At 72.7% G+C, this 9,263-nt stretch carries 10 protein-coding genes; 6 read left to right on the plus strand and 4 right to left on the minus strand.

Features of this window, described 5'->3' with window-relative positions; genetic code table 11:
- On the minus strand, nt 1-702 hold the full coding sequence (locus IEQ44_RS13125) for a histidine phosphatase family protein (RefSeq protein WP_319804670.1): 702 nt from the start codon (nt 700-702) through the stop codon (nt 1-3).
- Nucleotides 703-742: 40 nt separating this feature from the next.
- Nucleotides 743-1,600: a hypothetical protein gene (locus tag IEQ44_RS13130; protein WP_193638921.1), complete on the minus strand. Its 858-nt coding sequence runs from the start codon at nt 1,598-1,600 to the stop codon at nt 743-745.
- A gap of 53 nt (nt 1,601-1,653) precedes the next feature.
- Between IEQ44_RS13130 and IEQ44_RS13135 the strand changes: the two genes are divergently transcribed.
- The 6 genes from IEQ44_RS13135 to IEQ44_RS13160 are packed head-to-tail and all read left to right on the plus strand — an operon-like array spanning nt 1,654 to nt 7,919.
- Nucleotides 1,654-2,937, plus strand: a complete 1,284-nt coding sequence (locus IEQ44_RS13135) for a multidrug effflux MFS transporter (RefSeq protein WP_319804671.1) — start codon at nt 1,654-1,656, stop codon at nt 2,935-2,937.
- The gene (locus IEQ44_RS13140) at nt 2,934-5,228 is read left to right on the plus strand and encodes an FdhF/YdeP family oxidoreductase (RefSeq protein WP_193638923.1); all 2,295 of its coding nucleotides are present in this window, start codon (nt 2,934-2,936) and stop codon (nt 5,226-5,228) included. Before IEQ44_RS13135 ends, IEQ44_RS13140 begins: the two co-directional genes overlap by 4 nt.
- On the plus strand, nt 5,225-6,217 hold the full coding sequence (locus IEQ44_RS13145) for a pirin family protein (RefSeq protein ID WP_193638924.1): 993 nt from the start codon (nt 5,225-5,227) through the stop codon (nt 6,215-6,217). The genes IEQ44_RS13140 and IEQ44_RS13145 overlap by 4 nt, the downstream gene beginning before the upstream one ends.
- A gap of 7 nt (nt 6,218-6,224) precedes the next feature.
- On the plus strand, nt 6,225-6,851 hold the full coding sequence (locus IEQ44_RS13150; protein WP_319804672.1) for a DNA-3-methyladenine glycosylase I: 627 nt from the start codon (nt 6,225-6,227) through the stop codon (nt 6,849-6,851).
- On the plus strand, nt 6,848-7,234 hold the full coding sequence (locus tag IEQ44_RS13155) for a CidA/LrgA family protein (RefSeq protein WP_193638925.1): 387 nt from the start codon (nt 6,848-6,850) through the stop codon (nt 7,232-7,234). Before IEQ44_RS13150 ends, IEQ44_RS13155 begins: the two co-directional genes overlap by 4 nt.
- Nucleotides 7,203-7,919 carry an LrgB family protein gene (locus IEQ44_RS13160; protein WP_227487462.1) on the plus strand — a complete coding sequence of 239 codons (717 nt, stop codon included), beginning with the start codon at nt 7,203-7,205 and terminating at the stop codon, nt 7,917-7,919. The genes IEQ44_RS13155 and IEQ44_RS13160 overlap by 32 nt, the downstream gene beginning before the upstream one ends.
- 27 nt (nt 7,920-7,946) lie before the next feature.
- Here the strand turns inward: IEQ44_RS13160 and IEQ44_RS13165 are convergent, their stop codons facing one another.
- A complete protein-coding gene (locus IEQ44_RS13165) occupies nt 7,947-8,453 on the minus strand; it encodes a GNAT family N-acetyltransferase (protein ID WP_193638926.1) in 507 nt (168 codons plus the stop codon).
- 63 nt (nt 8,454-8,516) lie between these two features.
- The coding region (locus IEQ44_RS13170; RefSeq protein ID WP_193638927.1) for an HNH endonuclease at nt 8,517-9,263 on the minus strand (747 nt) is incomplete at its 5' end.

The raw sequence follows: 9,263 nt of genomic DNA on the forward strand, positions 1-9,263 counted from the left end.
TCAGCGCACCCCGGCCTCGGGGGTCGGCTCCGCGGTCGGGTCGTCGGCCGACGGGTCCTCCAGGTAGGAGCCGCCGACGGGGTCGGCGTGCCAGTCGAGCAGCCGCCAGCCGGTGCGCGGGTGGCCCTCGACGGTGATCAGGCCGGTGTTGTGCAGTGGCTGGGTCGCCTCGGGTCGCTCGCGGGCACCGTCGACCCGGGTGGCCACCCAGGTGCGGATCGCGGCGCCGTGGCTGACCAGCAGCACCGTGTCGTGGCCGCCGGTGGTCAGTCGCTCGACGTCGGCGTCGTAGCGCTCGAGGAACTCGTGGCCGGTCTCGGCGCCGGGCATCCGCACGTGCAGGTCACCGGTGACCCAGCTGCGTACGGTCGAGAGGTAGCCCATCACCGATGCGTTGTCGGTGGCCATCTCGTAGTCGCCGGCCGAGATCTCGTGCAGCCCAGGCAGCTCGACGGGCGAGCAGCCGTGCTCGGCGGCGGTGGGAGCGGCCGTCTGGTGCGTGCGGATCCGGGTGGAGACGAAGAGTTCCTGCACCCCGTGGCCGGCAAGTGCGCGGGCGGCGGCGCGGGCCTGCGCCTGGCCGAGGTCGGTCAGCTCCAGACCGGGCGCGGCCGTGTCGAGGGCTCCCGCGACGTTGCCGTGGGTCTGGCCGTGCCGCATCAGCAGCAGGCGGACCGGACGGGGAGATGACAGCGCGCTCACGGCTCTGAGCGTACCGGGCCGTCACCACCCCGGGCGGTCCTCACGAACCGGTGGGCAGCCCCGTCGCGAGCAAGCCGTCGGCGACGGCTGCGGGGTCGCTCGCCACCACGGAGGGCAGCCAGCGCCGGGTCGCGGCGAGGTACTCCTCGCCCCGCGCCACGGTCAGCACCTCGGTCGGGTCGTCGCCGGCCAGCGTCGCGGTCACGGTCGCCCGGTCGGCGCCGTCGAAGGCCTGGCGGGTGGCGAGGAGCAGGTTGACCGCGCCCATCAGCCCGGTGCCGTCCCCCGCTCCCGCGGGGTCGCTGACGTCTGCTGCGGCCGCCACCGAGAACGGCGTCTCCCGGTCGAGCACCGCGTCGATCCACCGGGCGGCCTCGTCGGGGCGTACGTCCACCGTGCCGTCGCAGCGCAGGTGCAGCGCCAGCTCGGCCGCGGCGACCTCGTCGGCCGCGCGGGCCCATTGCCCGCCGACCCCGCCGGGCAGGTCGGTGGGCACGTCGACGTGGACGCGCACCTCGTCGTCGAGCACGCCCTCGCCGCGGGCCGCGTCGACCGCGGCGACCACGCGCCGGGCGTTGCCGCCAAGGTCGTCGACGTCACGCAGCGCCACCTGCAGGGAGGTGACGGTGAGACCCAGCTTCGCGGCCAGCCCGAGGGCACCCGCGACCGCGCCGGCGCCGCTGGTCAGCACCACCCGCAACGGCGTCGTCACGCCTCGTAGCAGCGGCAGGTCGGTGTCGCGGACGGCCAGCGTGCCGATGAGTCCGCCGGCGCGCAGGTCGGCGTGCTGCGCGAGCAGCTCAGGGCTCACGGTGCCCTGCGGGGTGGTCGCGCGGGCGTCGTCGAGGAGGCCGGCCCAGGCCGGGTGCACGTCGGGAGAGGATGTCTGCTCGCTCACACACCGAGCCTAGCCAGCGACCGACGTCGTCCCGGTCGGGCGCATACTCGGTCGTGACTCCCCGGCCGCTCGACCCGACGAGTCGCCGCGCCCTCGTGGTCATCCCGGTGGTGCTGGCGATGCTGTCGATGATCGGCCCCTTCAGCATCGACACGCCGTTCCCGGCGTTCGGCCGGATCGCCCGCGACTTCGACGTGACGTCGGCACAGATGCAGCTGGTGGTGACCGCCTACATGGGCGCGTTCGCGGTGATGAGCGTGTTCCACGGCCCGATCTCCGACGCGGTGGGCCGCCGGCCGGTGCTGGTGACCGGGCTCGCCGTCTACTCGGTGGCCTCGATCGGTGCGGCCTTCTCGCCCGACCTGACCACGCTGCTCGCCTTCCGGGTGCTGCAGGGGCTGAGTGCGGGCGCCTCGACGATCGTCAGCCGCACGGTGATCCGTGACGTCTTCGACGGCCCGCAGGCCCAGCAGCTGATGAGCCGGGTCGCGATGATCTTCGGGCTGGCGCCGGCGATCGCCCCGATGGTCGGTGGCGCGGTGCTCCAGGTGGGAGACTGGCCCCTGGTCTTCGGGGTCATGGCCGCGCTGGGCGTGGTGCTCATCGCCGCGGCGCTGCTGGTGCTGCCGGAGACCCACCCGCCCGAGCGGCGTACGCCCCTGCGTCCCGCCGCGCTCGTCGGCGGGCTGGTCGGGGTGCTGCGGACTGCCGCCTTCCACCGGATTGCCTGGTCGGGCACCTTCCTCTTCGGGGCGCAGTTCCTCTACATCGGCGGCGCCGCGATCTTCGTGGGCGACCTGCTCGGCCTGGGGGAGCTCGACTTCTGGGTGCTCTTCGTGCCGATGATCGTGGCGATGACGCTGGGCTCGTGGATCTCGGGTCGCGCGGCCGGACGGATCGGCGGCCGCCGCCTCGTCAGCATCGGCTACACGGTCGCGCTCGCCGGCGCGGCGCTCGGCATCGCCGTGACCGCCTCCCCGGTGGGTGACCGGGCGCCGTGGGCGGTCGTCGGGTGCGTCGGCGTCGCCCTGGGCAGCGCGATCGCCTACCCGACGCTGCAGCTGATGTCGCTCGACCTCTTCCCGCAGGCTCGCGGGTCGGTGATGAGTGCAGCGACCTTCACCACCCTGCTCTTCAACGCGACCGTGGCGGTCGCGCTCGCGCCGCTGCTGGTGACCTCGACGCTCGCCTTCGCGGTCGCCTCGGCGGTCATCGTGGTGCTGGGCCAGCTCTGCTGGTCGTGGCACTGCCGCGTGGAGGACCGGGCTTCCCTTCCACGGGACACCGTGGAGGATGGGGGCATGAGCGAGCGGCCGAGAAACGTGATCCCGTCGTGAAGCGCCCGAGCGACGACGTCGACGAGTCCCGGCTCGAGGTCGGTCCGCCGGCCGACGCGGCGGCGGGGGTCACGGGCGTACGCGTGGCGCTGGAGCACGCCGTCGGCCAGATGGGGGCGACGCGTGCGGCGTCCGCGCTGACGAAGCTCAACCAGGCCGACGGGTTCGACTGCCAGGGCTGCGCCTGGCCGGACCCGGCGCCCGGGGAGCGCGCGCACGCCGAGTTCTGCGAGAACGGGGCGAAGGCGGTCGCGGAGGAGGCCACGAAGGCCCACGTCGACCGCGACTTCTTCGCCGCCCACTCGGTGGAGGACCTGCGCGGGCGCAGTGAGTACTGGTTGGGCAAGCAGGGCCGCATCGTCGAGCCCGTCGTGCTGCGTCCCGGCGCCAGCCACTACGAGCCGATCGACTGGGGCGAGGCGTTCGGCCTGGTCGCCGAGCACCTGCGCGCCCTCGACGACCCCGACCGGGCCGCCTTCTACACGTCGGGCAAGACCTCGAACGAGGCCGCCTTCGTCTACCAGCTCTTCGTGCGCTCGCTGGGCACCAACAACCTGCCCGACTGCTCCAACATGTGCCACGAGTCCAGCGGCACCGCGCTCACGGACACCATCGGGGTCGGCAAGGGGTCGGTCACCCTGGGCGACATCCACGACGCCGAGCTGATCGTGGTGATGGGCCAGAACCCCGGCACCAACCACCCGCGGATGCTCTCCGCGCTCGAGGTGGCCAAGCGCAACGGCGCCCGGATCGTCTCGATCAACCCGCTGCGCGAGCCCGGCACGATGCGCTTCAAGAACCCGCAGAAGCCCCGCGGCGTGATCGGCAAGGGCACCGACCTGGCCGACCTCCACGTGCCGGTGCGGATCAACGGCGACCTGGCGCTCTTCCAGGCCGTCGGCGCCGCGCTGCTGGAGGCCGACGAGCGGGGCGAGCAGGTGCTCGACCACGACTTCATCGCCGCCCACACCGAGGGCTTCGAGGCGTGGGCCGACCACCTGCGCGGCCTCGACCTCGAGGCGGTGCACCGGGCCACCGGCATCGACGAGGCCACGATCGCCGCGGTCGTCGACGAGTTCAAGCGCTCGCGGCGCACCGTCATCTGCTGGGCGATGGGCATCACCCAGCACAAGAACGCGGTGGCCACGATCAAGGAGATCGTCAACGTCGCGCTCGCCCAGGGCAACATCGGCAAGCCCGGCGCCGGCGTCTGCCCGGTCCGCGGCCACTCCAACGTGCAGGGCGACCGGACGATGGGCATCTGGGAGCGCTCGCCCGACGCGTTCCTCGACGCCCTCGACGCAGAGTTCTCGATCACCTCGCCGCGCGAGCACGGCTTCGACACCGTCGCCACCATCGAGGCGCTGCGCGACGGTCACCTCGACGTCTTCTTCGCGATGGGCGGCAACTTCGTCTCCGCCGCCCCCGACACCGCGGTCGTCGAGGCGGCGATGGCCAATGCGGCACTGACGGTGCACGTCGCGACCAAGCTCAACCGCTCCCACCTCGCGCACGGGCGTACGGCGCTGATCCTGCCGCCGCTCGGCCGCAGCGAGAAGGACCGCACCGGGGGGAGGGAGCAGCGAGTCACCGTCGAGGACTCGATGTCGGCCGTGCACGCCTCACGCGGCCCGCTGGAGCCGGCGTCGCCGGAGCTGCGCAGCGAGGTCGACATCGTCTGCTCGCTGGCGCTGGCCACCTTCGGCGAGGGTCACGTGGTGCCCTGGGACGCGATGCGCCGTGACTACTCCGAGATCCGTCGGCGCATCGGCCGGGTGGTGCCCGGCTGCGAGGGCTACGAGGAGCTCGTCGACCGCCCGGGTGGCTTCACGCTGCCGCACCCGCCGCGCGACTCGCGGACCTTCCCGACCGCCCGGGGCAAGGCCGTCTTCTCGCCGTCGCCGTTGGAGGTGCTGGACGTGCCCGACGGCCACCTGCTGCTGCAGACGCTGCGCTCGCACGACCAGTTCAACACCACGATCTACGGCCTCGACGACCGTTACCGCGGCATCACGGGCGGGCGCCGGGTCGTCTTCGTGCACCCCGACGACCTGCGTGACGCCGGCCTCGCCGACGGCGACCGGGTCGACCTGGTCTCGCTCTGGCGGGGCGTGGAGCGTCGGGCCGCCGACTTCCGGGTGGTGCCCTACGACCAGCCGCGTGGGTGCGCGGCGGCGTACTACCCCGAGACCAACCCGCTGGTGCCGCTCGACCACATGGCCGACGGATCGCGGCAGCCGGCGTCGAAGTCGATCATCATCCGGCTCGAGCCGAGGAAGGCCGTCGCATGACCAACCCCGACCCGCACCCGACCGAGGAACTCATCGCCTGCGGCGAGGACGTCACCGTCGAGGTGCTCGTGCCCCGCGAGGTGCCGCTGGGCGGCCCTCGTGCGATGACGGTGCGGCGCACGCTGCCGGCCCGCCACCGCTCCCTCGTCGGCGCCTGGTGCTTCCTCGACCACTACGGCCCCGACCCGGTCAGCGAGACCGGAGGCATGAACGTCCCGCCGCACCCCCACATCGGCCTGCAGACCGTCAGCTGGCTCTTCACCGGCGAGATCGAGCACCGCGACTCCACCGGGGTGAAGGCGATGGTGCGTCCCAGCGAGTTCAACCTGATGACCGGCGGCCGGGGGATCAGCCACTCGGAGGTCTCGACGCCGGAGACGACCGTGCTGCACGGGGTGCAGCTGTGGGTGGCGCTGCCCGCGGAGGCGAAGGACGTCGAGCCCGGGTTCGACCACTACGTGCCCGACGCCGTGCGCGGCGAGGGGTGGGAGGCCCGGGTCTTCGTCGGCTCGCTGCTGGGCGACACCTCACCCGTACGCACCCACTCGCCGCTGCTGGGCGCCGAGCTGCTGCTGGACGACGACACGACGATGACCCTGGACCTCGACCCGTCCTACGAGCACGGCATCCTGCTCGACGCCGGCAGCCTGACCGTGGGCGAGGAGGACGTGGAGCCCGGCGAGCTGCTCTACCTCGGCACCGGCCACCACCGGGTGACGCTGCGCGCCGGGATCGCCGCACGTCTGGTCGTGATCGGTGGGCCGCCCTTCGGTGAGGAGATCCTGATGTGGTGGAACTTCGTGGGACGCACCCACGAGGAGGTCGTCGCCGCCCGCGAGGAGTGGCAGGCGCAGCTCCACCGCGACGGCGAGCTGGTCACCGACAGCACGCTGGTCCAGCCCGGTCGGTTCGGCGTCGTGCCCGGCCAGCACCTGCCGCCGATCCCAGCCCCGCCGATGCCGCAGGTACGGCTGCGGCCGCGCCGGTGAGCGTCGCGTGACGGGGCCGGCGCGCGTGGAGGCGGTCGGTGGTGAGGGCCTCGGCGCGGTCCGTGGCGCCGACGACGACCTGCTGCGGTGCCCGTGGGCGTACGGCAGCGCGATGGAGCGCGACTACCACGACGCCGAGTGGGGCGAGCCCGTCTCCGGTGAGGCGGCCTGGTTCGAGCGGCTCACGCTCGAGGCCTTCCAGTCGGGGCTGTCGTGGCGCACGATCCTCGCGAAGCGGCCGGCCTTCCGGGAGGTCTTCGCCGGCTTCGACGCCGACGTGGTCGCCGGCTTCACCGAGGCCGATGTCGAGCGGCTGCTGAGCGACGCCCGCATCGTGCGCAACAGGGCGAAGGTGACTGCGGCCGTGGTCAACGCCCGGGCCGTTGTCGCGCTGCGGGAAGCCGGAGGGCTCGAGGAGCTCGTCGCGGCGTACCGTCCCGGCGACGCGGTGGTGCCGCAGGCGCAGACCACCTCGACGGAGTCGGTGGCACTCTCGAGGGCGCTGAAGAAGCGTGGCTTCACCTTCGTCGGACCCACGACCATGCACGCACTGATGGAGGCGACGGGGATGTTCGACCCCCACCTGTACGACTGCCACCGGCGCGGTGTCGCTCCTGAGGGCGGTGCCGGGTGATCCGTGGGCTGACCGTCCTGCTCCTGCTCCAGGTCGTCGGCGAGATCGTGGTCGACGTGACCGGCCTGCCGGTGCCGGGGCCGGTGGTGGGCATGGTGCTGCTCTTCGGCTGGTTGCAGTGGCGTCGCCCGGCGGCGGACGCCGGCACGATGCGGGCTGCCGACGGGTTGCTGCGTCACCTGCAGCTGCTCTTCGTGCCGGCCGGGGTCGGGATCGTCACCCATTTGGCGGTGCTGCGCACCGAGGCAGTGCCGCTCGGGGTGTCGTTGGTGGTGTCCTGGCTGGCGGGCCTCGCCGTCGTCGGCTGGATCGTTCAGGGGTTCGGTCGCCACCACCCCGAGCCGGGTGGCGATGCGACGGCCGCAGGAGGTCGCGATGCGTGAGGCATTGGCGTCCCCCGCAGCTCTGGTGCTGCTGACCCTGCTGAGCTACCGCCTCGGGCTCTGGCTGCGTGACCGGACCCACGGCCACCCCCTGGCGCAACCCGTCGTGGTCGGCATCGTCGGCACGGCGCTCGGGATCACGCTGCTCGACGTCGACTACGCGGCGTACGCCGACGCGGCCACGTTGGTCAGCTTCTGGCTCGGGCCGGCGACGGTGGCGCTGGCGGTGCCGCTGCACCGGCAGGTACGCCGGATGCGCGGCGTGGTCGGGCCGATGCTGGTGGCCATCCCGCTCGGCGCGGTGGTCTCGATCGCGACCGCGTACGCCCTCGTGCTGCTCCTGGGCGGCAGCGAGACCCTGGCGCTGACGGTGTCACCCAAGGCAACGACGACCCCTGTTGCCATCGCGCTCTCGGAGCAGGTGGGTGGCCTGCCGCCGTTGACGGCCGTCGTCACCATCACCGCCGGCATCCTCGGTGCTGTGCTTGCGCCCACCGTGCTGACGTTGCTGCGGGTGCGCGACCATCGCGCACGCGGGCTGGCAATGGGCGCGGTCTCCCACGGCATCGGCACCTCGCGCTCGCTCGTCGACAACGAGACCGAGGGCGCTTTCGCGGGCCTGTCGATGGGACTCACCGCGCTGGCCACGAGCGTGTTGTTGCCGGTGGTGCTGCTGCTGGTGTGAGTGGGTCGCCCCCACCGGCGGGGCGACTCACCCCAGGCTCTTGGTGAAGAACACCTCTGCATAGGGACCGCCCGAGTGCGGAGTGCTCCTGTGGTAGCCGAGGGCTTCGTAGAGGTGCTGGGACTCGACCAGGTCACGTCGGGTGTCGAGGCGGAGGTCCACGATGCCCATCCGGCGCGCACGGTGCTCGAGATCGGTCATGAGGCGACGGCCCAGGCCTCTGCCCCGGAACTGGCGGTGGACGTGCAGGCGGCGGACCTCGCCGCTCCGGTTCTCCATGCGGGCCAGGCCGACGCACCCGCAGACGGAACCCACGCTGTCGGTCGCCACGAGGAACAGGCCGTCGGGTGCCACCAGTTCGTCGATGGGGTGGTCACGCAGAGCCGCCTCCATCTCCTCCGCGGTGGCGGGCCGGCCGTAGTAACGGGCCGCGACGTCCGCCAGGTAGCCGAGTTGCGCCGCCTGCGCCGCCGCCGAGCCAGGCGCGACGATGCGTACCTCGATCGCTCCGGAGGTCGTCGCCACTGCATCCACGCTCGCATCGTCGCGCGGGCGCTGGGACCCACCTGCCACGGAGTCGGGTGGACGTCGTGGGTGTCAGGGGTCGCCGACTGGCAGGGTGCAGCCTTGGGTCACGAGGAAGGTCTCGCCGTGGGGGCCGATCCAGAGGTGTTCGGGTGGTCGGGTGGGTCTGGCACTCGGTGGATCAGTGGTGGGGTCGCCAAACGGGTCGGGTAGTGCTTCGTAGCGCCAGCGTCCGTGGGTCTTGACCCGGTGGTGTCGCCGGCAGAGCGGGGCGAGGTTGTCCGGCCGGGTGCCCGAGGTCTCGTGGGAATCGTTCGGTTCGCCGGGACGGTCGGGGTCCCAGGGTTCGACGTGGTCGAGGTCGCCCGACCTCGCGTCGCGTCCGCAGTAGGGGAACACACAGCCCCGGTGCCGCAGCACCACCTGGTCGCGCATCCGCGGCGGCGGGTCGTGCCTCGGGGACCACGTCGCGTCGGCCAGGTCGAGGACCGGAGTCACGCTCACTCGGGTCCGATCCAGCCAGGACTTCACCAGCTCCGAGGTGATCGCCCCAAGGCGCTCGACCTCCGCCACCGTCACGTCACCAGTTCCCGCGGCGAGCGCGACCAGGTCGGCCAGCGAGGTGTGGACGTACAGCTTGAGTGCCTGCCTCGGTGGCCGGGCCACACCTCCGGCCACACCCCCACCGGTCTTCGCCGTCGCTGCGTCCTCGGCGGCAAACCCGAACGCCAGCTGGTCCGCGCCCTCGCGCGCCAGCGACACGAGTGCCTTCACCCGGCGCGCACCGACCGGGTCCTCATCACCCGCACCCGCGAGGGC

This window comes from Nocardioides malaquae (genome assembly GCF_015070385.1).
GTDB lineage: Bacteria > Actinomycetota > Actinomycetes > Propionibacteriales > Nocardioidaceae > Nocardioides > Nocardioides malaquae.

What these genes read in the sequence shown, in the direction of transcription:
- IEQ44_RS13145 (WP_193638924.1), top strand. Translation starts at nt 5,225, where the DNA reads ATGACCAACCCCGACCCGCACCCGACCGAGGAACTCATCGCCTGCGGC.
- IEQ44_RS13160 (WP_227487462.1), top strand. Translation starts at nt 7,203, where the DNA reads ATGCGACGGCCGCAGGAGGTCGCGATGCGTGAGGCATTGGCGTCCCCC.